General features: G+C 72.3%; 21 protein-coding genes and 2 pseudogenes. 18 read left to right on the top strand and 5 right to left on the bottom strand.

The window, feature by feature from the left end:
- Positions 1-328 precede the first annotated feature (328 nt).
- From RM812_RS19600 to RM812_RS19550, 11 genes and pseudogenes are all read left to right on the top strand, one after another.
- Positions 329-1,003, top strand: coding sequence for a response regulator (locus tag RM812_RS19600; RefSeq protein WP_311574171.1), 675 nt, complete (start codon positions 329-331; stop codon positions 1,001-1,003).
- A 164-nt stretch (positions 1,004-1,167) separates the two neighbouring features.
- The gene (locus tag RM812_RS19595; protein ID WP_311574169.1) at positions 1,168-3,933 is read left to right on the top strand and encodes a DNA translocase FtsK; all 2,766 of its coding nucleotides are present in this window, start codon (positions 1,168-1,170) and stop codon (positions 3,931-3,933) included.
- A gap of 261 nt (positions 3,934-4,194) precedes the next feature.
- Positions 4,195-5,058, top strand: a complete 864-nt coding sequence (locus tag RM812_RS19590) for a helix-turn-helix domain-containing protein (RefSeq protein ID WP_311574166.1) — start codon at positions 4,195-4,197, stop codon at positions 5,056-5,058.
- A gap of 93 nt (positions 5,059-5,151) precedes the next feature.
- Positions 5,152-6,633: a 30S ribosomal protein S12 methylthiotransferase RimO gene (rimO, locus tag RM812_RS19585; protein ID WP_311574164.1), complete on the top strand. Its 1,482-nt coding sequence runs from the start codon at positions 5,152-5,154 to the stop codon at positions 6,631-6,633.
- On the top strand, positions 6,630-7,403 hold the full coding sequence (gene pgsA, locus RM812_RS19580) for a CDP-diacylglycerol--glycerol-3-phosphate 3-phosphatidyltransferase (RefSeq protein ID WP_311574162.1): 774 nt from the start codon (positions 6,630-6,632) through the stop codon (positions 7,401-7,403). Before rimO ends, pgsA begins: the two co-directional genes overlap by 4 nt.
- Entirely contained in the window at positions 7,400-7,957 is a 558-nt protein-coding gene (locus RM812_RS19575; RefSeq protein ID WP_311574160.1) for a CinA family protein, read from the top strand. The genes pgsA and RM812_RS19575 overlap by 4 nt, the downstream gene beginning before the upstream one ends.
- 109 nt (positions 7,958-8,066) lie before the next feature.
- Positions 8,067-8,447, top strand: a complete 381-nt coding sequence (locus tag RM812_RS19570; protein WP_053137999.1) for a helix-turn-helix domain-containing protein — start codon at positions 8,067-8,069, stop codon at positions 8,445-8,447.
- 181 nt (positions 8,448-8,628) lie between these two features.
- Complete coding sequence (locus tag RM812_RS19565) at positions 8,629-9,099, top strand: Dps family protein (protein ID WP_311574187.1); 471 nt, start codon at positions 8,629-8,631, stop codon at positions 9,097-9,099.
- Between the two features lie 6 nt (positions 9,100-9,105).
- Positions 9,106-9,417: a hypothetical protein gene (locus RM812_RS19560; RefSeq protein ID WP_311574155.1), complete on the top strand. Its 312-nt coding sequence runs from the start codon at positions 9,106-9,108 to the stop codon at positions 9,415-9,417.
- 9 nt (positions 9,418-9,426) lie between these two features.
- Positions 9,427-9,643, top strand: a pseudogene (locus RM812_RS19555) (helix-turn-helix domain-containing protein); the annotation flags it as partial.
- Entirely contained in the window at positions 9,640-10,125 is a 486-nt protein-coding gene (locus RM812_RS19550; RefSeq protein ID WP_311574153.1) for an SRPBCC family protein, read from the top strand. The pseudogene RM812_RS19555 and the gene RM812_RS19550, both read left to right, overlap by 4 nt.
- Before the next feature lies 1 nt (position 10,126).
- Here the strand turns inward: RM812_RS19550 and RM812_RS19545 are convergent, their stop codons facing one another.
- Positions 10,127-10,966, bottom strand: coding sequence for an Fpg/Nei family DNA glycosylase (locus RM812_RS19545; protein ID WP_311574151.1), 840 nt, complete (start codon positions 10,964-10,966; stop codon positions 10,127-10,129).
- A gap of 18 nt (positions 10,967-10,984) precedes the next feature.
- A complete protein-coding gene (locus tag RM812_RS19540) occupies positions 10,985-16,015 on the bottom strand; it encodes an ATP-dependent helicase (RefSeq protein WP_311574149.1) in 5,031 nt (1,676 codons plus the stop codon).
- Positions 16,016-16,452: 437 nt separating this feature from the next.
- Here RM812_RS19540 and RM812_RS19535 point away from each other — a divergent pair, with 437 nt between their 5' ends.
- From RM812_RS19535 to RM812_RS19525, 3 genes are read left to right on the top strand one after another with little or no spacing between them, the layout of a single operon-like run.
- Positions 16,453-17,337: an AraC family transcriptional regulator gene (locus RM812_RS19535; protein ID WP_394816486.1), complete on the top strand. Its 885-nt coding sequence runs from the start codon at positions 16,453-16,455 to the stop codon at positions 17,335-17,337.
- A complete protein-coding gene (locus RM812_RS19530) occupies positions 17,334-18,107 on the top strand; it encodes an AzlC family ABC transporter permease (RefSeq protein WP_394816485.1) in 774 nt (257 codons plus the stop codon). Before RM812_RS19535 ends, RM812_RS19530 begins: the two co-directional genes overlap by 4 nt.
- The gene (locus RM812_RS19525; RefSeq protein ID WP_311574145.1) at positions 18,104-18,412 is read left to right on the top strand and encodes an AzlD domain-containing protein; all 309 of its coding nucleotides are present in this window, start codon (positions 18,104-18,106) and stop codon (positions 18,410-18,412) included. The genes RM812_RS19530 and RM812_RS19525 overlap by 4 nt, the downstream gene beginning before the upstream one ends.
- 30 nt (positions 18,413-18,442) lie before the next feature.
- Here the strand turns inward: RM812_RS19525 and RM812_RS19520 are convergent, their stop codons facing one another.
- Positions 18,443-19,396 (bottom strand): prenyltransferase/squalene oxidase repeat-containing protein, encoded by a 954-nt coding sequence (locus RM812_RS19520; RefSeq protein WP_311574143.1) that lies wholly within the window; start codon positions 19,394-19,396, stop codon positions 18,443-18,445.
- Positions 19,397-19,477: 81 nt separating this feature from the next.
- Between RM812_RS19520 and RM812_RS19515 the strand changes: the two genes are divergently transcribed.
- Together RM812_RS19515 and RM812_RS19510 are read left to right on the top strand one after the other, a co-directional pair.
- Positions 19,478-19,672, top strand: coding sequence for a DUF3046 domain-containing protein (locus RM812_RS19515; protein ID WP_311574141.1), 195 nt, complete (start codon positions 19,478-19,480; stop codon positions 19,670-19,672).
- 60 nt (positions 19,673-19,732) lie between these two features.
- Positions 19,733-21,004, top strand: a complete 1,272-nt coding sequence (locus RM812_RS19510; protein WP_311574138.1) for an AI-2E family transporter — start codon at positions 19,733-19,735, stop codon at positions 21,002-21,004.
- A 9-nt stretch (positions 21,005-21,013) separates the two neighbouring features.
- Here the strand turns inward: RM812_RS19510 and RM812_RS19505 are convergent.
- Positions 21,014-21,540 (bottom strand): annotated as a pseudogene (locus RM812_RS19505) (hypothetical protein); the annotation flags it as partial.
- Between the two features lie 48 nt (positions 21,541-21,588).
- A complete protein-coding gene (locus RM812_RS19500; protein ID WP_311574135.1) occupies positions 21,589-21,789 on the bottom strand; it encodes a DUF2191 domain-containing protein in 201 nt (66 codons plus the stop codon).
- 278 nt (positions 21,790-22,067) lie between these two features.
- Here RM812_RS19500 and recA point away from each other — a divergent pair, with 278 nt between their 5' ends.
- The gene (gene recA, locus RM812_RS19495; RefSeq protein WP_311574133.1) at positions 22,068-23,195 is read left to right on the top strand and encodes a recombinase RecA; all 1,128 of its coding nucleotides are present in this window, start codon (positions 22,068-22,070) and stop codon (positions 23,193-23,195) included.
- Between the two features lie 3 nt (positions 23,196-23,198).
- Positions 23,199-23,996 carry a recombination regulator RecX gene (gene recX, locus RM812_RS19490; protein ID WP_311574131.1) on the top strand — a complete coding sequence of 266 codons (798 nt, stop codon included), beginning with the start codon at positions 23,199-23,201 and terminating at the stop codon, positions 23,994-23,996.
- The last annotated feature ends 52 nt before the right edge of the window (positions 23,997-24,048 follow it).

The raw sequence follows: 24,048 nt of genomic DNA, 5'->3' as shown, positions 1-24,048 counted from the left end.
CACCGCGCGGCAGGTTCGGGCGGTGTGCGAACGTGGGGTGCGCGAGAGCGGCGGGAGTGTCCGGTGTTCACGCGAGGTCGCTGACTCGGTGTGCCCGAAGTCGTGTAGAAGTACGGGATCGGGGGAACCTTCTGGTCTCCCGCCGCGTTTCCGGTACGTGCACAGTGACATCGCGGTGACAGGGTGTGGTGACAGGCGGGGTGCGGCTACGATGACCGGCACAAGGACGGGCGGCGCAAGGGAGTCGTCCCCTGGGGCGGCGCCCGCCGGTGCTGTCCCAAGTCCTGCCGACAGGGGAGGCCCCACGCCGGGGCGAGGAGGGCGGGCCATGGTGCAGAAGGCCAAGATCCTCCTGGTCGATGACCGGCCGGAGAATCTGCTGGCGCTGGAGGCGATCCTCTCGGCGCTCGATCAGACGCTGGTGCGGGCATCGTCCGGGGAGGAAGCGCTCAAAGCACTGCTCACGGACGACTTCGCGGTCATTCTGCTGGACGTCCAGATGCCGGGGATGGACGGTTTCGAAACCGCCGCGCACATCAAGCGGCGGGAGCGGACCCGGGACATCCCGATCATCTTCCTCACGGCGATCAACCACGGCCCGCACCACACCTTCCGCGGGTACGCGGCGGGAGCCGTGGACTACATCTCCAAGCCGTTCGACCCGTGGGTGCTCCGCGCGAAGGTCTCCGTCTTCGTCGAGCTCTACATGAAGAACTGCCAGCTGAGGGAGCAGGCGGCGCTGCTGCGGCTCCAGTTGGAAGGCGGCGGCAAGGCCGCGGCCGGCGAGACCAAGGAGACGGCGGGGCTGCTCGCCGAGCTGTCGGCGCGCCTGGCCGCCGTCGAGGAGCAGGCCGAGGCCCTCTCCAAACAGCTGGGCGACGAGTCGACCGACGCGGCGGCGGTGGCGACCGCGGCCCATCTGGAGCGCAAGCTCACGGGACTGCGGCGGGCGCTGGACGCCCTGGAGCCGGGCTCGTCCGGAGGCCAGGCCGCGGTCAACTGAGGCCGGTCGGTGGGGCGGCCCGCCGGGTTCGGCGGTGCGGGCCGTGAGCGCCTGTCAGCCTCCGTGCCGGGGACGTCAGTTCCGGTCTTCTCCGCGGGCGACACGAACGGGTGAAGCGGTAGGCACACGTGTCGACCGACGTCTCCCCCGGTAACCTCACCTCCATGGCCTCACGTCCCTCCGCAGCCAAGAAGCAGCCCGCGAAGAAGTCGGCCGCTCCCGCGAAGGCTCCGGCGAAGAAGGCCGCTGCGAAGAAGGCACCCGCCAAGAAGGCGCCGGTGAAGAAGGCGCCCGCCAAGAAGGCCGCGGCGCAGAAGCCCGCGCCCAAACCGGCACCCAACCCGACCGGCGGCGTCTACCGACTCGTACGCGCCCTCTGGCTGGGCCTCGCGCACGCGGTCGGCGCCGTCTTCCGGGGCATAGGCCAGGGCGCGAAGAACCTCGACCCCGCCCACCGCAAGGACGGCGTCGCGCTGCTGCTGCTCGGCACGGCGCTGATCGTCGCCGCGGGCACCTGGGCCGATCTCAAGGGCCCGGTCGGCGACCTGGTCGAGATCCTGGTGACCGGCGCCTTCGGCCGGCTGGACCTGCTCGTGCCGATCCTGCTCGGCGCCATCGCCGTACGCCTGATCCGGCACCCGGAGAAGCCCGAGGCCAACGGCCGCATCGTGATCGGCCTGTCCGCGCTGGTCATCGGCGCGCTCGGGCAGGTCCACATCGCCTGCGGCTCACCGGCCCGCGGCGACGGCATGCAGGGCATAAGGGACGCCGGCGGCCTCATCGGCTGGGGCGCGGCGACCCCGTTGTCGCACACGATGACCGACGTCCTGGCCGTACCGCTGCTCGTCCTGCTCACGGTCTTCGGGCTGCTGGTCGTCACCGCCACCCCGGTCAACGCCGTCCCGCAGCGGCTACGGCAGCTCGGGATGCGGCTCGGCCTCGTCCGCGACCCGGAGACGGACGAGTTCACCGACGACGACGAGCGGTACGACGAGCAGTGGCGCGAGGCGCTGCCCGCGCGGCCCCGCAGGCGCGGGGGACCGGCTGCCGACGAGCCCCACGACCCCGGCGCGGCGGAGCAGGAGGCGCTCGCCCGGCGGCGCGGCAGGTCCCGGCGGTCCGCCGTGCCGCAGCCCGACATGAACCGGCCGATGGACGCCGTGGACGTCGCCGCCGCTGCCGCCGCCGCGCTCGACGGCGCCGTGTTGCACGGGATGCCGCCGTCGCCGCTGGTCGCCGACCTCACCCAGGGCGTGAGCACGGCGGACCGCGAGCCGACGACACCGACTCCGACGCCGGTCCCGGCCGCCCGTCCACAGCCGGGGAAGCTGCGGAAGGACGCCACCAAGGCCCCCGAGCAGGAGACGGGGGGCTCGGTCCCCGACCTCACCAAGAGCCCGCCCCCCAAGGAGCGGGACCTGCCGCCGCGCGCCGAGCAGCTCCAGCTCTCCGGCGACATCACCTACTCCCTGCCGGCCCTCGACCTCCTCACGCGCGGCGGTCCGGGCAAGTCGCGCAGTGCTGCCAACGACGCCATCGTCGACTCGCTCACCACCGTCTTCACCGAGTTCAAGGTCGACGCCGCCGTCACCGGCTTCACCCGGGGCCCGACCGTGACGCGGTACGAGGTCGAGCTCGGCCCCGCCGTGAAGGTGGAGCGGATCACGGCGCTGACCAAGAACATCGCGTACGCCGTCGCCAGCCCCGATGTGCGGATCATCAGCCCGATCCCCGGCAAGTCCGCGGTCGGCATCGAGATCCCCAACACCGACCGGGAGATGGTCAACCTCGGCGATGTGCTGCGGCTCGCCGAGTCCGCCGAGGACGACGACCCGATGCTGGTCGCCTTCGGCAAGGACGTCGAGGGCGGCTACGTGATGCACTCGCTGGCGAAGATGCCGCACATGCTGGTCGCCGGCGCGACCGGGTCCGGCAAGTCGTCCTGCATCAACTGCCTGATCACCTCGGTCATGATGCGGGCGACCCCGGAGGACGTCCGGATGATCCTGGTCGACCCCAAGCGCGTCGAGCTGACCGCCTACGAGGGCATCCCGCACCTGATCACGCCGATCATCACCAACCCGAAGCGGGCCGCCGAGGCGCTGCAGTGGGTCGTACGCGAGATGGACCTGCGCTACGACGACCTCGCGGCCTACGGCTACCGGCACATCGACGACTTCAACCGCGCGGTGCGCGAGGGCAAGGTCAAGCCGCCCGAGGGCAGCGAGCGCGAACTCCAGCCGTATCCGTACCTGCTGGTGATCGTGGACGAGCTGGCCGACCTGATGATGGTGGCGCCGCGGGACGTCGAGGACGCGATCGTGCGCATCACGCAGCTCGCGCGCGCGGCCGGCATCCACCTGGTCCTCGCCACGCAGCGGCCGTCCGTGGACGTCGTCACCGGCCTGATCAAGGCCAACGTGCCCTCCCGGCTGGCCTTCGCGACCTCGTCGCTGGCGGACTCGCGGGTCATCCTCGACCAGCCCGGCGCGGAGAAGCTGATCGGCAAGGGCGACGGCCTCTTCCTGCCGATGGGCGCGAACAAGCCGACCCGTATGCAGGGCGCGTTCGTGACCGAGGAGGAGGTCGCGGTCGTCGTCCAGCACTGCAAGGACCAGATGGCGCCCGTCTTCCGGGACGACGTCACGGTCGGGAGCAAGCAGAAGAAGGAGATCGACGAGGACATCGGCGACGACCTCGACCTGCTGTGCCAGGCGGCCGAGCTGGTCGTCTCCACGCAGTTCGGGTCGACCTCCATGCTCCAGCGCAAGCTCCGCGTCGGCTTCGCCAAGGCCGGGCGTCTGATGGACCTGATGGAGTCACGGAGCATCGTCGGGCCGAGCGAAGGCTCAAAGGCCCGTGACGTTCTTGTGAAGCCTGACGAGCTGGACGGCGTGCTCGCGCTGATCCGGGGGGAGTCTGAAGGGTAGGAACGCTACGTGAGGGATTCCTGCGGTGGAGGGCCGGGGCGGCCGGGTGGCCGATCGTGACTCACCCGTTAGGGATCATTGAGCAACCGTTTCCCCATGACCTACGTCAAGTTGAGGGAATCCACGAACAGGTGGTCCACCATCGGGACGTGGGGCCGTTCCGATGGCGTACAAGTCCCACCGTCCGGTTGCCCCACCCGTTTGTACCCCCCCTAGACTGAACGTCCAGCACAGGCGGCTAAACGCTCGAAAGGCGCCCCCGTGTCCAACGGCAACTCCCCCGAAGACGAGCGTCCGATCGAAGACGTGTCCCACGACGTTCCTGAAGACGTTTCCGAGGAAGCCCGCCCCTCCGTCGGCCGTGCCCTGCAGCAGGCGCGGATCGCCGCCGGGTTGACCGTCGACGACATCAGCACCGCCACCCGCGTCCGGATCGCCATCGTGCACGCCATCGAGGCGGACGACTTCACGCCCTGCGGCGGCGACGTCTACGCGCGCGGGCACATCCGCACCCTGGCCAAGGCCGTCGGGATCGACCCGGCCGAGCTGGTCGCGCGGTTCGACGCCGAGCACGGCGGGCGCCCGGCGCCGACTCCCGCCGCGCCCCTGTTCGAGGCGGAACGCATCCGCCCCGAGCGACGCGGACCCAACTGGACCGCCGCCATGGTCGCCGCGATCGTCGCCGTGATCGGCTTCGTGGGCTTCACGTTCGTCAAGGGCGGCACCGACGGCGGCTCCGAGGCGAGCGTCGCCGAGGGGGCCGAACCGACGGCCGGGGAGTCCGGCTCCTCGACCGCCAAGCCCAAGAAGCCGGCCGACCCCAAGCCCGACCCGTCCGACGGCGCCATCGCCGCCGCACCCCAGGACAAGGTGACCGTCAAGGTCAGTGCCAGCGACGGCCGCAGCTGGATCTCCGCCAAGGACCACAACGGCCGGCTGCTCTTCGACGGGCTGCTCAAGCAGGGCGACTCCAAGACCTTCCAGGACAGCGAGAAGGTCAACCTCGTCCTCGGGGACGCCGGCGCCGTCCAGCTGTACGTCAACGGCAAGAAGATCGAGGACGACTTCCAGCCCGGCTCGGTGGAACGCCTCACGTACACCAAGGGCGACCCGCAGGTCGGATGACGGGAGCCGAGGCGACGAGTCACTACGGGGTTGGTCGAGATCGGCCAACCCCGTCGACGTGGGGTGTCGGCGGGACGAAGTAGTCTTGAGCCCATGCCTGAAAGCCGTACCGTCGCACTCGTCACCCTTGGCTGCGCCCGTAACGAGGTGGACTCGGAGGAGCTCGCAGGCCGTCTGGAGGCGGACGGCTGGAAGCTCGTCGACGACGCCGGGGAAGCGGACGTCGCCGTCGTGAACACGTGCGGCTTCGTCGAGGCCGCCAAGAAGGACTCCGTCGACGCCCTCCTGGAGGCCAACGACCTCAAGGGCCACGGCAGAACCCAGGCCGTGGTGGCCGTGGGCTGCATGGCCGAGCGGTACGGCAAGGAGCTGGCCGAGGCCCTCCCCGAGGCCGACGGCGTGCTCGGCTTCGACGACTACGCCGACATCTCCGACCGGCTGCAGACCATCCTGAGCGGTGGTGTCCACGCCGCCCACACCCCCCGCGACCGGCGCAAGCTGCTGCCGATCAGCCCCGCCGAGCGGCAGGAGGCCGGTGCCTCGGTCGCCCTGCCCGGCCACGGCCCGACCGACCTCCCCGAGGGCGTCGCCCCCGCGTCCGGGCCCCGCGCGCCGCTGCGCCGCCGCCTGGACGGCTCCCCGGTCGCCTCGGTGAAGCTGGCCTCCGGCTGCGACCGGCGCTGCTCCTTCTGCGCCATCCCGTCCTTCCGCGGCTCCTTCATCTCCCGCCGCCCGAGCGACGTGCTGAACGAGACGCGGTGGCTGGCCGAGCAGGGCGTCAAGGAGATCATGCTGGTCTCCGAGAACAACACCTCCTACGGCAAGGACCTCGGTGACATCCGCCTGCTCGAGTCCCTGCTGCCCGAGCTCGCCGAGGTCGACGGCCTCGAGCGCGTGCGCGTCAGCTACCTCCAGCCGGCCGAGATGCGTCCGGGCCTGATCGATGTCCTGACCTCGACGCCGAAGGTCGTGCCCTACTTCGACCTGTCCTTCCAGCACTCCGCGCCGAACGTGCTGCGCGCGATGCGCCGCTTCGGCGACACCGACCGCTTCCTGGAGCTGCTGGACACCATCCGCAGCAAGGCCCCCGAGGCGGGCGTGCGGTCCAACTTCATCGTGGGCTTCCCCGGCGAGTCCGAGGCCGACCTCGCCGAGCTCGAGCGGTTCCTCAACCACGCGCGGCTGGACGCCATCGGCGTCTTCGGCTACTCCGACGAGGAGGGCACCGAAGCGGCGACGTACGGCGACAAGCTGGACGAGGACGTCGTCGCCGAGCGACTGGCACGCGTGTCCCGGCTCGCCGAGGAGCTCGTCTCGCAGCGGGCCGAGGAGCGCGTGGGGGCGACCGTGCGCGTCCTCGTCGAGTCCGTGGACACCGCCGACGAGGAGGACGGTGTCCGCGGCCGCGCGGAGCACCAGGCACCGGAGACGGACGGCCAGGTGGTGCTCACGAGCGGCGAAGGCCTGAGTGTCGGAAGTATGGTCGACGCGAAGGTCGTCGGTACGGAGGGTGTCGACCTGGTGGCCGAGCCGCTGCCGGGCTCGCCCGCGTGGAGTGAGGAGGCCGGCAGATGACCGGAGTCCCGGCGTCCGCGGCGGGCGGTTCCTCCGGTGCGCGCAGGGCCGGCCCGCGCGGAACCTCGGGTGCCGCTCAAGAACCGCCGGAGCGTACGGCTTCGGGGGGTACCGCGGAACGGGGCGCGACCGAGGGCGGCGCCGCGGGGCGCGGCGGCAAGATCGCGGCCGCCGCCGTCAACCAGGCGAGCGTCTGGAACGTCGCCAATCTCCTGACGATGCTCCGGCTGCTCCTCGTGCCGGCGTTCGTCGCGCTGATGCTCGGCAACGGCGGGTACGACCCCGCCTGGCGCTCGTTCGCCTGGGCGGCCTTCGCCGTCGCCATGATCACCGACCTCTTCGACGGCCACCTGGCGCGCACCTACGACCTCGTCACCGACTTCGGGAAGATCGCCGACCCCATCGCCGACAAGGCGATCATGGGGGCGGCGCTCATCTGTCTGTCCGCCCTGGGCGACCTGCCGTGGTGGGTGACCGCCGTCATCCTCGGCCGGGAACTCGGGATCACCGTGCTGCGTTTCGTGGTCATCCGGTACGGCGTCATCCCGGCGAGCCGCGGCGGGAAGCTCAAGACCCTCACCCAGGGCGTGGCCGTCGGCATGTACGTCCTGGCGCTGACGGGGCCCCTGGCGACCCTGAGGTTCTGGGTGATGGCCGCGGCGGTCGTCCTGACGGTGGTGACCGGGCTGGACTACGTGAAACAGGCCATTGTGCTGCGGCGGCAGGGAATCGCCGAGCGCAGGGCGGCGTTGAAGGAGTCGGAAGCTTGAGTTCCACGGCCGCCGACGTGGTGCGACTACTCACGGTCAGGGGCGAGACCCTCGCGGTCGCCGAGTCACTGACGGGTGGGCTCGTGGCGGCCGAGATCACCGCGGTCCCCGGGGCGTCCAAGGCCTTCCGGGGGTCCGTTACCGCCTACGCGACGCAGCTGAAGCGGGAAGTGCTCGGCGTCGACGCCACGGTGCTCGCGGCGCGCGGAGCGGTGGATCCGCAGGTCGCCGCCCAGATGGCGGTCGGCGTGCGCAAGGCGCTGGGCGCAGACTGGGGCATCGCGACGACGGGTGTCGCAGGCCCCGATCCGCAGGACGGGCAGCCCGTCGGGACGGTCTTCGTGGCCGTCGACGGCCCCTCCGCGGCGGACCTCGGTTCGGATTCCGGTTCCGCCGGTGGCGGAAAAGTGGAGGCACTGCGGTTGAACGGCGACCGCGCGGAAATTCGTATGGAGAGTGTACGGAGCGTACTCGCACTCCTTTTGAAGGAGCTTGCGGGCGAACAGACCGGGAATGAGCGGGCACAGGATACGGAACGGAACGGGGGGTTTTGATGTTTGCAGCCCTGAGTGAACACGACATCGCTCCCCGCACGGCCGCGGCGCGAGGCGGTACGGTGGGGCGTGAAGGATGCGGTTACGCGGTCCGAGGAGGGAGCCACCGATGATTCTGCTCCGTCGCCTACTGGGTGACGTGCTGCGTCGGCAGCGCCAGCGCCAGGGCCGTACTCTGCGCGAAGTCTCCTCGTCCGCCCGAGTCTCACTCGGCTATCTCTCCGAGGTGGAGCGGGGGCAGAAGGAGGCGTCTTCCGAACTGCTCTCCGCCATCTGCGACGCGCTGGACGTACGGATGTCCGAGCTCATGCGGGAAGTGAGCGACGAACTCGCCCTCGCCGAGCTGGCCCAGTCCGCTGCTGCCACGTCCAGCGAGACCGTGCCCGCACCGGTGCGTCCCATGCTGGGCTCCGTGTCGGTGACCGGTGTGCCACCGGAACGGGTGACCATCAAGGCGCCCGCCGAGGCAGTGGACGTCGTCGCCGCCTGATCGCTGAACGTGCGCGTGTGAGGCCCCGGCCGGGGCTTCTCCGGGAGACCGGAGAGGTGCGGTCGGGGTTTTTGCGTGGGCGGGCGAGTGTCGCCGGTGGCGCCTGCGCCGGTTTGCCGGTCCATGGCGGTGCGGTCATCGTGGAAAGGACATGACCGGGAGCGAACCGTCGGAGGTGCGGATGTACGTCGTGAAGAGCCCGTTGTCCGACGCGAACCTGAAGACCGTGTCCGAGGCGTTGCAAGGCGGCCTCGTCGACCTGGTGGACCTTGCCCTGGTGGCGAAGCAGATCCACTGGAACGTGGTCGGTCCGCGGTTCCGCTCCATCCACCTCCAGCTGGACGAACTCGTCGACACCGCGCGTACGCACTCCGACACCGTGGCGGAGCGCGCCTCGGCGCTCGGTGTGTCCCCGGACGGGCGCGCCGCGACGGTGGCCGTCGGAAGCGGCATCGACGTGACCCCGGAAGGGTGGGTCGACGACTCCACCGCGGTACGGACGATCGTGGACGCGCTGGGCGCGGTGATCGGGCGGATGCGCGAGCGGATCACGGCGACCGGGGACCCGGATCCGGTGAGCCAGGACATCTTCATCCAGATCACGGCCGATCTCGAGAAGCAGCACTGGATGTTCCAGGCCGAAAACGGATGACGCGGGATGACCTCGGTGCGGACGGCTCGCCGGGCTGCCGCGCTGGGGTTCGGCGTGCTGTGGTGGTGGGCCGTGCTGCGGCTGACGCTGGAGCCCGGTGCGGGCGTGCTGGAAGAGGCGGTCGCGGTCGGCGGGTGGGGGCTGAGTGTGCTGCCGGTGCACTGCGTGCCCAAGCGGCGAGCCGTCGGCGCTGTGGGGGCCGGGCAGTGGCGACGGGCCCTGCGTGCCGCCGCGGGAGCCCCGGTCTCGTCGCGTTCCCGGTCGGAGGCGGGTCCGGACACCGGACCGGACTCGTCCGGCTTCGGTGGTGCGGCGTAGGCGGGGCTGAAGCACGTCGCGGTGCTGGAGCGGGCCGGTCTGGTGGTCAAGCGGCGCCGCGGACGGGAGCAGCTCGTGCGTACCGACCCGGTGCCGTGGGACGGGCGCGGCAGCCCTCGACGAGCTGGAGACGGCCTGGCGCGGCCGGGTGGAGCGGATGTCCGGTCTGCTCGCCCGGCAGGCGGACTCCGACGTGCCCGACCCGACGGAAGGAACGGACCGATGAGCGTCACCGGCCTGGACAAGGATCTCGACAACCTGACCCTCACCCTGATCGCCGACTTCGCCGCGCCCGTCGAACGGGTGTGGCGGTTGTGGTCCGACCCGCGGCAGCTGGAGCGCTGGTGGGGCCCGCCGAGTTACCCGGCCACGGTGGAGGAGCACGACCTGACGCCGGGCGGAGACGTCACGTACTTCATGACCGGCCCGGAGGGTGACAAGTACCGCGGCTGGTGGCGGGTCACCTCGGTCGACGCGCCGACGTCACTGGAGTTCACCGACGGATTCGCCGACGCGGACGGGGAGCCGAACCCCGATATGCCGACGACCACCAACCGGGTCACGTTCACCGAGCGCGACGGCGGCACCCGCATGGAGATGCGTGCGGTCTTCGACACCCGGCAGCACATGGAACAGCTCACGACGATGGGCATGGAGGAAGGCCTGCGGGAGGCGGTCGGCCAGATGGACGGCCTGCTCGCCGGCTGAGTCAGCCCGTCCCGCGCCGCGGCCCGGCGCCGGCGAGGCCGCCCGGGCGCGGCGCGGGCCCGGCCTGGCAGGTCGGGCACCAGTACGTGGGGCGTTCGCGTGAGCCGTCGCCCTGGTTGGCCACCCGGACCGACGTGCCGCAACGCAGGCAGGGGCGGGGCGCGCGGCCGTACACGAACAGGTCCTGGCCGCGCAGGCCCGTCGTACGGCGGACCGGGCGGTCACGGTTGGCGTCCAGGAGCCTCTTCGCGAGTGCCGACAGCTTCACGGCGGTAGCGGCGGGCAGATCACCGACGGGGAGCCAGGGAGTGACCCCGAGCAGAAAGCAGAGCTCACTCTTGTAGACATTGCCGATGCCGGCGAGGTTGCGCTGGTCGAGCAGGGCCTCGCCGAGCGGGCGGGCGGGGTCCGCGCACAGGTTGGCCAGGGCCTGCTCGGGGTCCCAGTCCGGGCCCAGAAGGTCCGGGCCGAGGTAGCCGACGGCGCGCTGCTCGTCGGCGGTGCGGAGGATCTCCAGCACCGGGAGGCGGTATCCGACGGCCGTGCGGTCGGCGGTGCCGAGGATCACCCGGATCTGGTGCGCAGGGCCGCCGCTCCAGCGCTGACCTGCCGCGAACACCTTCCAGGAACCGTCCATCTGCAGGTGCGAGTGCACCGTCAGGCCGCCCTCGACGCGGGTGAGCAGGTGCTTGCCGCGCGGCGTGACGTCCAGGACCGCGCGGCCGGTGAGGTCGACCGTGGCGTATCGGGGCACGCGGAAGTCACTGCGGGTCAGCACCTTGCCCGCGAGGGCGTCGTGCAGCCGTCGCGCGGCCTGCCAGACCGTGTCTCCTTCGGGCATGGGTCAAGGGTGACAGGCTCAGGCTCTGATGCGCAGGCCACGGGGGGTGGCGATGAACCCCGCCTCCTCCAGGAGGGGGCCGAGCGGTGACGTCAGCGCGGCCGCGCCGTTGACCCGCTCCACCGTGACCGTGCCGAGGGAACCGGCGCGGGCGGCCGCTGCCAGTGCCTCCGTGGCCGCCCGCAGACGCAGGTCTTCGGTGGGCGGGCCGTCCGGATCGGAGGGCCAGAGCAGGAGCGTCTTGCCGCCGCGTTCCATGTAGAGCGCGGGCTCGCCCTCGACGAGGACCACCAGGGACCCCGCCTTGCGGCCCGGCTTGTGGGTGGCACCGGCCGGCGGCTCGGGCCAGGCGAGGGCCGCGCCGTACGCGTTCGCGGGGTCCGCGGCGGCCAGGACGACGGCCCGGGGCCCGGCGGAGGGGCGGCCGCGACGGCCGGGAGATCCGGTGTCGTACGGGCCCCGCGGGCCACCGGAGCCGCCGTGTGCGCCCCCGCCGCCGCGTGGGCCGCCCGCGCCCGGTTCGGCGTAGTCGCGGGGGGAGATGTAGTCACCACGGGAAGGGGGCCGGCCCGGGCCATCAGGGTCTGCGAAGACGTCGTCGAAGTGGTCCGGGCCACCGGGGGCTCCGCGATCGCCGTACGCGAAGTCGAAGGGGGAGGCAGAAGGGGGAGGCGGAGGCCAGGCCGACGGAGCCGTGTCGAAGGGGGAGCCGGAGGAGTCGGAGGCCTGGCCGGTGGAGCCGTCGCGTGCGGTGCGGTGGTCGATGGCGCCGCCGGTGAACTCCGCCCGTCCGGGTGCGCCGTCGCCGCGCTCGCGGGCGCCCGCCACCGCGCGCAACCGGTCCACGGCGCCCTCCATGGCGAACTGCGCCGCGCCGAGCCCCTCCACCACGTAGCCGCGCCGGGCCTGCCCGCTCTCCTCGAAGGCGGCCAGGATGCGGTACACCGCCGAGAAGCCGCCCTCGACGCCCTCGGCGGCGACGGCGCCGCGGGTCACCACGCCGTGCCGGTCGAGGAGCGTGCGGGCCAGGGCGTGGGCACGCACCGTGGTGTCGGCCTCACGGGCCGGGAGCAGCGACCAGCGGCCCGCGACCGTCGGCGGGCCGGTGCGGGAGGCGGCCCGGGCGGCGGCCGTCAGCGAGCCGTAGCGTCCGCGTGGCACGGCGCGCTTGGCGCGGTGGGCCGTGGAGCCCGCGGTGCGACCCGAGCCCAGCAGGGAGCGCAGGGGCGCGAGCGTGTCGTTCGTCAGCCGTCCGGACCAGGCCAGGTCCCACAGGGCGTCGGCCAGCTGCGGATCGGTGACGTCCGGGTGGGTGGTGGCGCGGACCTGGTCGGCGATCTGCCGGAAGAACAGGCCGTATCCGCCGGAGAGGACGCTCAGGACGGACTCGTGGAGGGCGGTCGGCTCCAGGGGATGCGGGGGCGGCAGGAGCAGCGGGGCCGCGTCCGCCAGATAGAGGGAGACCCAGCCGTCCTTACCGGGGAGGGAACCCGCGCCGGCCCACACCACCTCACCGGCGGCCGTGAGCTCGTCCAGCATCGCGGGGGTGTAGTTCGCCACTCGGGACGGCAGGACCAGCTTCTCCAGGGCGGAGGCGGGCACGGAGGCGCCCTGCAACTGTTCGACGGCCCGCACCAACCCGTCGATGCCGCGCAGTGCGTGCCCCTTGCCGATGTGCTGCCACTGGGGGAGGAACTGGCCGAGTGCGGCCGGCGGCACCGGCTCCAGCTCGTGCCGCAGCGCGGCCAGGGAACGGCGGCGCAGCCTGCGCAGTACGGTCGCGTCGCACCACTCCTGGCCGATGCCGGCCGGATGGAACTCGCCCTGCACGACCCGGCCTGCCGCCGCGAGGCGCTGCAGGGCACCCTCGGTGACCGCGACGCCCAGGCCGAAGCGGGCCGCGGCGGTGACCGACGTGAAGGGGCCGTGGGTACGCGCGTGGCGGGCGAGGAGGTCGCCGAGCGGGTCCTTGACCGGCTCGGTGAAGGCCTCGGGCACCCCCACGGGCAGCGCCGTGCCCAGTGCGTCGCGCAGTCGGCCCGCGTCCTCGATCGCCGCCCAGTGTTCGGCGCCGGCGATGCGTACCTTGATCGCACGGCGGGCTGCGGCCAGCTCCGGGGCCCACTGCGGCTCGGCGCCACGCTCGGCCAGCTCGGTGTCCGTGAGCGGGCCGAGCATCCGCAGCAGGTCCGCGACGCCCTCCGGGTCCTTGGCCCGGCGGTCCTCGGTGAGCCACTGCAGCTCGCGCTCCAGCTCGGTCAGGACCTCCGCGTCGAGCAGCTCGCGCAGCTCCGCCTGGCCGAGCAGCTCGGCCAGCAGCCGAGAGTCCAGGGAGAGGGCGGCGGCACGGCGTTCGGCGAGCGGCGAGTCGCCCTCGTACAGGAACTGGGCGACGTATCCGAAGAGCAGGGAACGGGCGAAGGGGGACGGCTCGGGAGTGGTGACCTCGACCAGGCGCACCTTGCGGGACTCCAGGTCGCCCATCAGCTCGGCCAGGCCGGGCACGTCGAAGACGTCCTGGAGGCATTCGCGGACGGCCTCCAGGACGATCGGGAACGAGCCGTACTCGCTCGCCACCTCGAGCAGCTGCGCGGCGCGCTGGCGCTGCTGCCACAGCGGGGTCCGCTTGCCGGGGCTGCGGCGCGGCAGCAGCAGTGCGCGGGCGGCGCACTCGCGGAACCGGGACGCGAACAGGGCGGAGCCGCCCACCTGGTCGGTGACGACCCGGTCGACCTCGCCCTTGTCGAAGACGACGTCGGCCGCGCCGACGGGCGCCTGCTCGGCGTCGTACTCCAGTCCCGGCTTCGCAGGATCCTGGTCGAGCAGGTCCAGGCCCATCAGGTCGGCGTCCGGCAGGCGCAGCACGATGCCGTCGTCGGCGTGCATGACCTGCGCGTCCATGCCGTACCGCTCGGACAGCCGGGCGCCGAGGGCGAGCGCCCAGGGGGCGTGGACCTGAGCGCCGAACGGGGAGTGGACCACGACCCGCCAGTCGCCCAGTTCGTCCCGGAAGCGCTCCACCACGATGGTGCGGTCGTCGGGGACGTGGCCGCAGGCCTCGCGCTGCTCGTCGAGGTACGCCAGGACGTTGTCCGCCGCCCAGGCGTCCAGGCCCGCGGTGACCAGGCGCAGCCGGGCGTCCTCCTTGGACAGGGACCCGACCTCGCGCAGGAAGGCCCCCAGCGCCCGGCCCAGTTCCAGGGGGCGGCCCAGCTGGTCGCCCTTCCAGAAGGGCAGCCTGCCCGGGACGCCCGGTGCGGGGGAGACCAGGACGCGGTCGCGGGTGATGTCCTCGATGCGCCAGGAGCTGGTGCCGAGCGTGAAGACGTCCCCCACCCGGGACTCGTACACCATTTCCTCGTCGAGCTCGCCGACCCGGCCGCCGCCCTTCTTCGGATCGGCCCCGGCGAGGAAGACCCCGAAGAGCCCGCGGTCGGGGATGGTGCCGCCCGAGGTGACGGCGAGGCGCTGCGCGCCCGGCCTGCCGGTGACCGTGCCGGCGACCCGGTCCCACACCACGCGCGGGCGCAGCTCGGCGAAGGCGTCCGAGGGATAGCGGCCCGCGAGCATGTCCAGGACGGCCGTGAAGGCCGACTCCGGGAGCGAGGCGAAGGGGGCGGCGCGGCGGACGGTGGCGAGGAGGTCGTCGACCTGCCAGGTGTCCAGTGCGGTCATCGCCACGAGCTGCTGGGCCAGGACGTCCAGCGGGTTCGCGGGGATCCTGAGGGCCTCGATGGCGCCGCTGCGCATCCGCTCGGTGACCACGGCCGCCTGGACCAGGTCGCCACGGTACTTGGGGAACACCACGCCCGTGGAGACCGCGCCGACCTGGTGACCCGCGCGGCCGACGCGCTGGAGACCGGAGGCGACGGAGGGCGGCGACTCGACCTGGACGACGAGGTCGACGGCACCCATGTCGATGCCCAGCTCCAGACTGGAGGTGGCCACCACGGCGGGCAGGCGGCCCGCCTTGAGGTCCTCCTCGACCAGGGCGCGCTGCTCCTTGGAGACCGAGCCGTGGTGGGCGCGGGCGATCACCGGTGGGGCGCCCTGGGCGGCGCCCGAGCCGCCCATCAGTTCGGCGGGGGAGTGGTGCTCGTCCAGCGGCTCGCCGGTCGCCCTCTCGTACGCGATCTCGTTGAGCCTGTTGCACAGGCGCTCGGCCAGGCGCCGGGAGTTGGCGAAGACGATCGTGGAGCGGTGCGACTGGACGAGGTCGGTGATCCGCTCCTCGACGTGCGGCCAGATCGACGGCCGCTCCGCGCCGTCGTTGCCGTCGGCGACCGGGGAGCCGCCCAGCTCGCCCAGGTCCTCGACCGGGACGACGACGGACAGGTCGAACTCCTTGCCCGAGTCCGGCTGGACGATCTCCACCTTGCCGCGGGGGGCGAGGAACCGGGCGACCTCGTCCACGGGGCGGACCGTCGCCGACAGGCCGATGCGGCGGGCCGGCTTCGGGAGCAGTTCGTCCAGCCGCTCCAGGGTGAGCGCGAGATGTGCGCCGCGCTTGGTGCCCGCGACCGCGTGCACCTCGTCCAGGATCACCGTCTCGATGCCGGTCAGCGCGTCGCGTGTGGCCGACGTCAGCATCAGGAACAGGGACTCGGGGGTGGTGATCAGGATGTCCGGCGGGCGGGTGGCCAGGGCGCGGCGCTCGGCGGCCGGGGTGTCGCCGGAGCGGATGCCGACCTTTACCTCGGGCTCGGGCAGGCCGAGGCGCACGGATTCCTGGCGGATGCCGGTCAGCGGGCTGCGGAGATTGCGCTCGACGTCGACGGCCAGGGCCTTGAGCGGGGAGACGTACAGGACGCGGCAGCGCTTCTTGGGGTCGGCGGGTGGGGGCGTCGAGGCCAGCTGGTCCAGGGCGGCGAGGAAGGCGGCCAGCGTCTTGCCGGAGCCGGTGGGCGCGACCACCAGCACGTCCGAGCCCTCGGAGATGGCCTGCCACGCCCCCGCCTGGGCGGCGGTGGGCGCGGAGAAGGCCCCCGTGAACCAACCGCGGGTCGCGGGGGAGAAGCCGTCCAGGGCTCGGTGTGCGGAGCTGACCATGGATCCATCGTGCACCCGACCACTGACAATCGGCCTGAGCTGGGCGGACGTGGTCGGCGGTGCGGAATGGCGGGCCAGGTGCGGGACGGCGGCGGACGGTGAGAATCCGACGCCGCCCGGCCCCGGCGACGGGGCCGACCGCCGATCCGGGGCTGGGAGAGCGGCGAGTGGCGATGGCCCGGCTGGGGCGGTGAGGGCAGTCGGCAGTGCTCGGCCGGGTCGGCGGGCGCGGCGACGCATGTACCACCAGGTTGGTGGAGTGGGTGTCGCCGAGCGCTCGGCCGGGCCCGCGGCCACGGTCCGACGGCTCCCCGCCCCTCGGCCGAGAACCGGCGACGGAGAACCGGCGGGGACCCGGCGACGGAGAACCGGCGGCGAGTCGGTGGCGGAGAATCAGTGGCGGAGAACCGGTGGTGAGAAGCAGTGGCGGAGCAGCGGTGACGGAGCAGCGGGGCATGGCGGGATCGAGTGAGCGGGCACGGCACTGGCGGTACGCGGAGCTGCCCGACGTCGATCTGCTGCGGGCCCAGTACATACGGAAGACCTTCGTACGCCACACCCACGAGCACTTCGTCATCGCCGCCATCGCCGACGGAGCGGAGATCTTCCACCACGGTGGGAGTGATCAGTACGCCGGCGCGGGATCACTCGCCCTGGTCAACCCCGACACACCGCACACGGGCCGGGCCGGGGTGCCCGAGGGATGGCGGTACGGGGCCGTCTATCCGGCGCCCGAGTTGGTGTCCGGGATAGCGGCGGAGACGACCACGCTGCGCGGCACGCCGGGGTTCGTCCGGCCGGTGCTCGACGATCCGTACACCGTCGAGCTGGTGCACCGGGTGCTGCGGGCCGCCGACGAGGGGAACGCGCTCGCCGCCGACACCCTGCTGCGGGTGGCCGTGACCCGGCTGCTGCGGCTGAACGGCGGCCCGCTGCCGCTGCGGGAGGTGCGGACGGCCGGGTCCCGGATCGCGGCACGCGCGCGTGCCGTGCTCGAGGAGCGGATGGCCGCCCCGCCGACTCTGGAGAAGCTCGCCGGAGAGCTCGGCAGCAGCCCCTTCGCACTGCTGCGCGCCTTCCGTGACGCCTACGGAATGCCGCCCCACACCTGGCTGACGGATGCCCGCGTACGCCGGGCGCGGCGGCTGCTGGACGCCGGGACGACGCCGTCCGACGCCGCCGTCGCCGTGGGGTTCACCGACCAGCCGCATTTGAACCGGCACTTCGCGCGGATCGTGGGCGTACCGCCCGGCGCCTACCAACGGGAGCGCAAGAACGTACAAGACGCGCGGCGACGGCTTCTCCTACCGTTCGAGGCGTGACAGAACAGACAGCTGTCCCGGACAGGGGCGTCGAGGGCAAGCCGGACGCCGCCGTCGTACGGGACGCCTTGGGGGTCGGAGTCGCCGTCGGACTCTCCGGGTTCGCCTTCGGCGTGACCTCGGCCGGCAGTGGGCTGACGCTGCTGCAGACCTGCGCGCTCAGCCTCCTGGTGTTCACCGGAGCGTCCCAGTTCGCGCTCGTGGGGGCGCTCGCGGCAGGCGGCAACCCGCTCACCGCGGCGGCGGGGGCCTTCTTCCTGGGTGTGCGCAACGCCTTCTACGGGCTGCGACTGTCGCAGTTGCTGGCCCTCCCGCGCGCGGTGCGGCCGTTCGCCGCGCAATGGGTCATCGACGAGACGACGGCCGTGGCCCTCGCACAGCCCACGCGGCGCAGTGTCCGGATCGGCTTCACCGTCACCGGACTGACCCTCTACCTGCTGTGGAACGTCACCACACTGCTCGGCGCACTGGGTGCCGAGGCCATCGGGGACACCGACGCCTGGGGCCTCGACGCCGCCGGACCCGCGGTCTTCCTGGCACTGCTCGCGCCGATGCTGACGACCACCACCGAGCGCGCGGTCGCCGCTGTGGCCGTCCTTCTCGGGCTCGGGCTGCTGCCCGTGCTGCCCGCCGGCGTGCCTGTCCTGGCGGCCGCGCTGGCGGCGCCGGTCGTCCTGTGGGCGCAAGGGCGCCGCAGCGGCGCCGCCGTACCGGACTCGGCGCGGGACGACCGCGCACAGGACGACTCCGCACGAGAGGGAGAACGTTGAGCATCTGGATCGCGATCGGCGTGACCGCAGTCGGCTGCTACGCCGTCAAGCTCCTCGGGCTGCTCGTGCCCGCGGGCACCCTGGAACGGCCCCTGGTCAGGTGCCTCGCCGCCCTGCTGCCCGTCGCCCTCCTCGCCGCGCTCACGGCCCAGCAGACCTTCGCGGACGGGCGCGCGCTCGTGCTGGACGCGCGGGCCGCGGGAGTCGCCGCGGCCGCTGTGGCGCTGGTGCTGCGCGCGCCGTTCCTGCTCGTCGTCGCGGCGGCCGTGGTGGTCACCGCGGGTGTGCGGGCCATGGGTGGCTGAGGTGAGCGGGCCCTGAGCGGGTGAGCCTGGTCAGCCGAGGGAGCGGCCGTACGCCCGGAGCGTGCACAGGGCATCGAGCGTCACCCCTGGGCGTGCCTCCAGGGTGGGGGCGGGGGCCCAGTGGCGCCAGCGGACGGGCCAGCCGCCGTCCTCCTCCTGCTCCGCCGCGAGGAAGTCGAGGGAACGGGCCATCTCGTCGTCCGTGAACCACGCGCGCGCGAGGGAGTCAGGGCTCCTCGCGTAGTCGTGGGGGAAGTGGTGTTCGCCCGGGGCATAGCCGGGGGAGACCGGGTACGCGTCGAGGTCGTCCGGGTCCAGCACCGCGAGGCGTTGCGCGCGCACCAGGTGGCCCAGCCGGTTGGCCGCCGCCTGCGCGCGCGGGCGGTCGGGAGCGGTGTCCAGGAAGGACACGGCGGCCTCGACCTCGTACGGGTGCGAGGTTCCCAGCGACTCGACGGCCTGCCAGCAGAAGTCCGTGGCCCGGAACAGCCAGGCGTGCCAGATCTCGTTGCGGTGCAGCAGGCCGACCACCGGACCGGTGGCGAGGAGTTCGCCGGGCGGGTCGTCCACGACCCGTACGAAGGGGGCGACCGGATACCCACGCCGGCCGGGACGGATCGCCGGCAGGGCGCCGTCCGGGGTGGACACCGACGTCAGATAGCGGCACACCCGCTCCACGCGCTGTCCGCGGCAGCGTCCCACGACGTCCAGGACGCGCAGGGCGCGCGCGGTGTGCAGTGGCTGGCTGATCGGGCCGCGCAGATCGGGCTCCAGCGCGTGGCCGTACCCGCCGTCCTCGTTGCGGTAGGCGTCCAGCGCGGTCTCGACCGGTCCGGCGTCGCCGTCGCGGAAGTGGTACGCGAAGAGGCGCTGCTCCAGTACGCGCGCGGTCAGCCACACGAAGTGCTCCGCGCGCGCGAGGGGTGAGCCCGACGGAGGCGTGAGGGCTGTCGGGGGAAGTGGGGAAGCTCCGGTTTCGGCCATGGGACAGACCGTAGGCCGACGAACGGTCCCGGCTCGGGGTCCGGGCCCGGGGCCCACTCTCAGGGGCGGGATACTGGAGTCATGCGGTTGACGGTCTTCTGGGAGCGGATGACGGATCACTTCGGTCCGGGCTACGCCGACACGTTCGCGCGTGATCACGTGATGACGCAGCTGGGCGGGCGTACGGTGCACGAGGCGCTGGACGCCGGCTGGGATGCCAAGGACGTGTGGCGGGTGGTCTGCACCGTCATGAACGTGCCACAGGAACGGCGCTGATCGGTCACGAAGATCACCGGATCGGGCTCCGCTGTCCGTGGCGTGGGCGAGACTTGGTCCGTGGCACCCACTGACGAGACCGGGCAGGCGACCCGGCACCCCTCCCCGAGCGGCACGACACCGCCCACCGAGCCTCCGGCCGGGGGCTCCGCCGGGCCGGGCGCGCGCATGCCACGCTGGCTGCCGCGCGCCATGGTGCTGGCCCTCGCGCTCATCGCCGTCTTCCAGCTCGGCAGCTGGGCCTTCCACCAGCTCACCGGCCTGCTGATCAACATCCTCATCGCGTTCTTCCTGGCCCTCGCCATCGAACCCGCGGTGAGCTGGATGTCCGGACGCGGCATGCGCCGCGGGCTGGCCACCTTCCTCGTCTTCCTCGCCGTGCTGATCGCGGCGGCGGGGTTCGTCACGCTGCTCGGCTCCATGCTCGCGGGCCAGATCATCAAGATGGTCGAGGACTTCCCCGACTACCTCGACGCCGTCATCAACTGGGTCAACGGCCACTTCCACACCGAGCTGCGACGGGTCGACATCCAGGAGGGCCTGCTCCGTTCCGACTGGCTGCGCAACTACGTGCAGAACAGCGCCACCGGCGTCCTCGACGTGTCGGCCCAGGTTCTCGGCGGACTCTTCCAGCTGCTGACGATCCTGCTGTTCTCGTTCTACTTCGCAGCCGACGGCCCCCGGCTGCGGCGCGCGCTCTGCTCCGTCCTGCCGCCCGCCCGGCAGGCCGAGGTCCTGCGTGCGTGGGAGATCGCCGTGGACAAGACCGGAGGTTACCTGTACTCGCGCGGTCTGATGGCGCTGATCTCCGGCATAGCGCACTACGTTCTGCTGGAGGTCCTGGAGGTGCCCTACGCGCCCGCACTGGCTGTGTGGGTGGGCCTGGTGTCGCAGTTCATCCCCACCATCGGCACCTATCTCGCGGGCGCCCTGCCCATGCTGATCGCCTTCACCGTCAACCCCTGGTACGCGTTGTGGGTACTGATCTTCGTGGTGGTCTACCAGCAGTTCGAGAACTACGTACTGCAGCCCAAGCTGACGTCGAAGACCGTGGACATCCACCCCGCGGTCGCCTTCGGCTCGGTCATCGCGGGCACCGCACTCCTCGGCGCCGTCGGCGCGCTGATCGCCATCCCGGCGGTCGCCACGCTGCAGGCGTTCCTCGGGGCGTACGTCAGGCGTTACGACGTCACGGACGATCCTCGCGTCCACGGACGGCCAAACCGCCGGGCGGCGCCCGGGTCATCCACGCGGCTGCGCAAACTGTGGGCCCGGCGCCCCGAGCGGGGGCGCCCCGGGACGGAGGGGACCGGCGACGGCGGCTCCTCCTGAGGGGTCGCGTCAGTACGTGAGGCCGGCCCAGGCGCCGGCGCCGGACGACGGCAGCCGCGCAGCAGCACACCGCCCCGGCCACGACCCGTTGCCGTACGGTTCCGCTCCACGGGATGAGGGTCAGCAGTCGGGCCGGCACCGGCAGCAACCAGGACTGCGTGCAGGGACACACCGCGCTGCGGCTTGAGCCATGCGGTGGGGTGGTAGGCGGCCTCCTGGTGTCCGGTGCGGGTGAGCACCACCCCGCGCGCGATCATCGCGGCGCCCGAGGCGAGCCCGACGAGCAGTACCGCGAACCCGGAGCGCACCGCCAGGGGCGTTCCCGCCGGGCCCGTGGGCCGACGGCGGAACGAAGCGACCGCGAACACGGTGAGCAGCACCACCAGGGCGCCGCCGCCCACCGCGAGCGTCATGGACACGGCGGTGTCGAAGGGCGTCTCCATGGTGAGGTGCGAGGGCACCCCGCGCCATGCCTGGAGGGTGATGCCGCTCACCTCGACCGCGCAGTCGGCCGCGAACACGGCGAGCCGCGCGGCCGCCCGCGCCGTCGTCGTCCGGTCGGAGACGCCCGGGAGGAACAGGGGTCAGCCCTGCGGCTCCTGCGGCTTGGCGTCGACCTCACGCAGGTTGCGGTCCTTGAGCTCGGTGCGGGTCTCCGTGCGGTGACCGCGGGCGATGTAGTCCCGCACCACCGCCTCGACGGCGTCCTGGGGCGAGCCGATGCCGGCCAGGACCATCACTTCCACCACCAACTCGGCGTCGAGACTGATGCTGACCTTGGCCACGGCGTCCCCTCTCCTCGCGTCGCATCCGTATCCAACCACTCGGCCGTCGGCCCGGCAGTCGTACTCTCGGAAGTGCCGTGTGGTGCGCTTGACACAAAAATCGAACATCCATTCTCATGGAGGCTCCGGCAGGGCTCATGATGGGTGATTCGAGTGGGTTTGGGTGGAGAAGCGCCCGGGTTATCCACAGGCCGGACCCGCATCGGGGCCCATTGTCAGTGGCAGGCATTAGCGTCTTTGACGTGAAGCGATCGAATCAAGCAAACCGGGTGGAACCCATGGCAGGAACCGACCGCGAGAAGGCCCTGGACGCCGCGCTCGCACAGATTGAACGGCAATTCGGCAAGGGCGCGGTCATGCGCATGGGCGAGCGGTCGATGGAGCCCATCGAGGTCATCCCGACCGGATCGACCGCGCTCGACGTGGCCCTCGGCGTGGGTGGCCTCCCTCGTGGCCGGGTCGTGGAGATCTACGGCCCCGAGTCCTCGGGCAAGACGACCCTCACCCTGCACGCGGTGGCGAACGCGCAGAAGGCCGGCGGCCAGGTCGCGTTCGTGGACGCGGAGCACGCCCTCGACCCGGAGTACGCGAAGAAGCTCGGCGTCGACATCGACAACCTGATCCTCTCCCAGCCGGACAACGGCGAGCAGGCCCTGGAGATCGTGGACATGCTGGTCCGCTCCGGCGCCCTCGACCTCATCGTCATCGACTCCGTCGCCGCGCTCGTCCCGCGCGCGGAGATCGAGGGCGAGATGGGCGACAGCCACGTCGGTCTGCAGGCCCGCCTGATGAGCCAGGCACTGCGGAAGATCACCAGCGCGCTCAACCAGTCCAAGACCACCGCGATCTTCATCAACCAGCTCCGCGAGAAGATCGGTGTGATGTTCGGCTCCCCGGAGACCACGACCGGTGGTCGGGCGCTGAAGTTCTACGCCTCCGTGCGCATCGACATCCGCCGCATCGAGACGCTGAAGGACGGCACGGACGCGGTCGGCAACCGCACCCGCTGCAAGGTCGTCAAGAACAAGGTCGCGCCGCCCTTCAAGCAGGCCGAGTTCGACATCCTCTACGGCCAGGGCATCAGCCGCGAGGGCGGCCTGATCGACATGGGCGTGGAACACGGCTTCGTCCGCAAGGCCGGCGCCTGGTACACGTACGAGGGCGACCAGCTCGGCCAGGGCAAGGAGAACGCGCGCAACTTCCTGAAGGACAACCCCGACCTGGCCAACGAGATCGAGAAGAAGATCAAGGAGAAGCTGGGCGTCGGCGTACGTCCCGCGGAGCCCGCCACCGAACCGGGTGCGGACGCCGCCGTCTCCACCGCTCCGGCCGACGCCGCGCCGGCGGTGACCGTCCCCGCGACCGCCAAGGCGACCAAGTCCAAGGCCGCGGCAGCCAAGAGCTGACCCGTGACGCGACGAACCGACTGGGCCGAGTTCGCGGACGGCTCCGCCGGAACGGGTGACGGCGCGTACGGGGCAGCAGCGGCCCCGTACGAGAGGGACCCGTACGAGACGGTACCGACCGCCGTCGGTACCCGTGACGGAGGCGAGGCGCGCCACGGTGACGGCGAGGCGCGTCGCGGAGGCGGACGGGGCCGTGGAACGGGCGGTGCGCGTGGGCGCCGACGGCGCGAGCGCGCGGAGCCGTCCGCCGAGGACGGAGGTACCACTTCCTCGTCGAGGGCCGAGAAGGGGGAGCCTCCGCGGGACCCGGTCGAGCAGGCACGGGCGATCTGCCTGCGCCTGCTCACCGGGACTCCGCGCACGCGCAGACAGCTCGCCGACGCCCTGCGCAAACGGGAGATCCCCGACGAGGCCGCCGAGGAGGTGCTGTCCAGGTTCGAGGAGGTCGGCCTGATCAACGACAGCGCCTTCGCGGACGCCTGGGTGGAGTCCCGGCACCACGGCCGCGGGCTGGCCCGGCGCGCCCTCGCCCGGGAGCTGCGGACCAGGGGCGTCGAGACCACGCTCATCGACGCGGCGGTCTCGCAGCTGGACTCCGAGCAGGAGGAGGAGACCGCGCGCGAGCTCGTCGCCCGGAAACTGCGCGCCACCCGAGGCCTCGACCCTGACAAGAGGCTGCGCCGCCTCGCGGGCATGCTGGCCCGGAAGGGCTATCCCGAGGGCATGGCCCTGCGCGTGGTCCGCCAGGCACTGGAGGAGGAGGGCGAGGACACGGAGTTCTTCGGCGACGAAAGCTTCTGACACGGCGTCACGTCATGCGGGCCGATGTGCCGCCCGGCGCGTCCGGCCGGGC

The sequence above is a fragment of the Streptomyces lancefieldiae genome (genome assembly GCF_031845825.1).
GTDB lineage: Bacteria > Actinomycetota > Actinomycetes > Streptomycetales > Streptomycetaceae > Streptomyces > Streptomyces lancefieldiae.
The sequence above is the reverse complement of the archived record's forward strand: the minus strand, read 5'-3'. Positions and strand labels throughout refer to the sequence as shown.

Excerpts from the sequence above, each read along its gene's own strand:
- RM812_RS19560 (WP_311574155.1), top strand. The coding sequence starts at position 9,106 with ATGACCTCGGTGCGGACGGCTCGCCGGGCTGCCGCGCTGGGGTTCGGC.
- RM812_RS19540 (WP_311574149.1), bottom strand. The coding sequence starts at position 16,015 with ATGGTCAGCTCCGCACACCGAGCCCTGGACGGCTTCTCCCCCGCGACC.
- RM812_RS19600 (WP_311574171.1), top strand. The coding sequence starts at position 329 with ATGGTGCAGAAGGCCAAGATCCTCCTGGTCGATGACCGGCCGGAGAAT.
- RM812_RS19515 (WP_311574141.1), top strand. The coding sequence starts at position 19,478 with ATGCGGTTGACGGTCTTCTGGGAGCGGATGACGGATCACTTCGGTCCG.
- RM812_RS19520 (WP_311574143.1), bottom strand. The coding sequence starts at position 19,396 with ATGGCCGAAACCGGAGCTTCCCCACTTCCCCCGACAGCCCTCACGCCT.
- RM812_RS19570 (WP_053137999.1), top strand. The coding sequence starts at position 8,067 with ATGATTCTGCTCCGTCGCCTACTGGGTGACGTGCTGCGTCGGCAGCGC.
- RM812_RS19550 (WP_311574153.1), top strand. The coding sequence starts at position 9,640 with ATGAGCGTCACCGGCCTGGACAAGGATCTCGACAACCTGACCCTCACC.
- recA (WP_311574133.1), top strand. The coding sequence starts at position 22,068 with ATGGCAGGAACCGACCGCGAGAAGGCCCTGGACGCCGCGCTCGCACAG.
- RM812_RS19565 (WP_311574187.1), top strand. The coding sequence starts at position 8,629 with ATGTACGTCGTGAAGAGCCCGTTGTCCGACGCGAACCTGAAGACCGTG.
- pgsA (WP_311574162.1), top strand. The coding sequence starts at position 6,630 with ATGACCGGAGTCCCGGCGTCCGCGGCGGGCGGTTCCTCCGGTGCGCGC.
- RM812_RS19545 (WP_311574151.1), bottom strand. The coding sequence starts at position 10,966 with ATGCCCGAAGGAGACACGGTCTGGCAGGCCGCGCGACGGCTGCACGAC.
- rimO (WP_311574164.1), top strand. The coding sequence starts at position 5,152 with ATGCCTGAAAGCCGTACCGTCGCACTCGTCACCCTTGGCTGCGCCCGT.
- RM812_RS19595 (WP_311574169.1), top strand. The coding sequence starts at position 1,168 with ATGGCCTCACGTCCCTCCGCAGCCAAGAAGCAGCCCGCGAAGAAGTCG.